This window comes from Chryseobacterium gambrini, assembly GCF_900156825.1.
GTDB lineage: Bacteria > Bacteroidota > Bacteroidia > Flavobacteriales > Weeksellaceae > Chryseobacterium > Chryseobacterium gambrini.
On the sequence record NZ_FTOV01000042.1, the window covers coordinates 1 to 1,741 of the forward strand.

Below are 1,741 nucleotides of genomic sequence, written 5' to 3' on the forward strand. Positions count from 1 at the left end.
ATTTGCGAAAGTGCTAAAAATGCCCCTTCGCTCTGCTCCGCCGAGAGGTTCATCACCGACGCGGCAATTCCGACCGCCTCGAAAATATCCCGCGTCGCCTGTCCTTCGAGGGCAGTCCCTTTGAGGGATCCCGTTAAGGTCTGAAATCCTTTATAGGAGGATTCCATATTGAGGTTAAGGTCTTTTATTGCCGTATCAAGAAACGCCATGTTTTTTGCCCCCTGCTGACCTGAGGCAAAGACAATGGCATTTTCCATCCCCTCGAATTTGGAAGTAATCCCGGTGATTTCTTTTCCGAAGCCCGTCACCGCACCCACTGACAGGGCGGCAAGAATGGCAATCCCGGCACTCTTTGCATACTGCGCGAGGCTGCTAAAAGTACTCTGTCCGGTATTTCTTAACCTCCCGATCCCGCTGTTGGCAGTATTGACGGCATTGTCAAGCTCCCTTGTTTCATTTCGTGCGCGGCTGATCCCATTGGAAAACGAGCGGTCGATCAGATCCAGTGCATATTGTAAACCGTTCATAACAGGTAATAAAAATGTTTGCTGTGCCGGTGGTATTCCGGATTATTTTCTTATTTTTATCCATGATTTATAACAAGTGAAATTATAATCCTTCGCTTATTATCTCATTCATTCATTTCTTCAACTCATTAAGAGTATAAACCTCCCTTGCGGAGGTTTTATTTTTGCCCTACCAGCAGCCCTCTGCGGACAGTATCGGGATCACTGATCCACTCATACGCCGTAACCCGGACAGACTCCGTGGTTACTTTCAGGGCTCCGTCCGTATAAAACCGTAAGAAAACTGTTTGCGGAACTGCTGAAGAATCACTCCAGTAGACTTCGTCGGGACTGATGAGCGTTTCGCGGATCTGCGTGAAGAGCATATCATCGGACTGCACGGTCATGGCATCAATCCATACGGGGAGGTTCTCCGCTGTGATGACCCTTGCCATTCCTGTTTTGTCGATATGGCTTTTTATGGTGACTGCTTTTTCGGGGTAGGTATTTTTTCTGACCTTTGCCCATTCTGAAAGCCCGTAATCCGTAATTCCCAAATCATCCACATCAATAGGTTTGGTATCTTGCGGCAGTTTTTTTAAATAGCTTTGCGCATGGGTAAAGACCTGATCACTGTCTCCCCAGTTGACATCAAAGCCCTGTTTCTGCATCCGTTCCCAGCCGTCAGGATCAATTTGTATCGCACCGTCAAAACTTGTAATTTCCCCGTCGTAATCATCGAAAACGTCCTCAGCGTCGGTGCGGCATTTCCAATGGAGCGGGGGCAGGAATTTCCATGAATCCGGATCCCTTTTGTCAAAGACTTTCCCGTCCAGACTTCGACAAATAACCGTCGTTCCGTCATCGATAATGGCGTTTAATCTCCAGTAAGGCGCAATTTCTACATCGTCCATCATTTCCAGATATCTGGCAGCCATATTGGAGGTGGCGTTGGCGTGATCCCATTCCGTTTTCAGATAAAATTCCTTATAGTTTGGAAATACTGATTTTGCCTTATTTCTGAAATCATTAAAATTTTTTACTTCCGGATCCTTTAACATCTCATTAAGTTCGTAGACTTCCGCCTGTGTTTTGTCTGTTCCGAACCGGTGGATGTTATTCATCCAAGCCCTCATCCGACGGTGGTCGGTACTGTCAAAATCAAAGTTCATTTTCCCGAATCCCTGTTTTATTGCCTCTAACAAAGGGGTATGCGATGCCTTAAATTCGTTGTA

General features: G+C 46.4%; 2 protein-coding genes. Both read right to left on the minus strand.

Annotated features, from left to right (window positions below; translation table 11 throughout):
* The coding region (locus BW951_RS22260) for a hypothetical protein (RefSeq protein ID WP_139326252.1) at window positions 1-527 on the minus strand (527 nt) is incomplete at its 3' end.
* A 158-nt stretch (window positions 528-685) separates the two neighbouring features.
* The coding region (locus tag BW951_RS22265; RefSeq protein WP_139326253.1) for a phage minor head protein at window positions 686-1,741 on the minus strand (1,056 nt) is incomplete at its 5' end.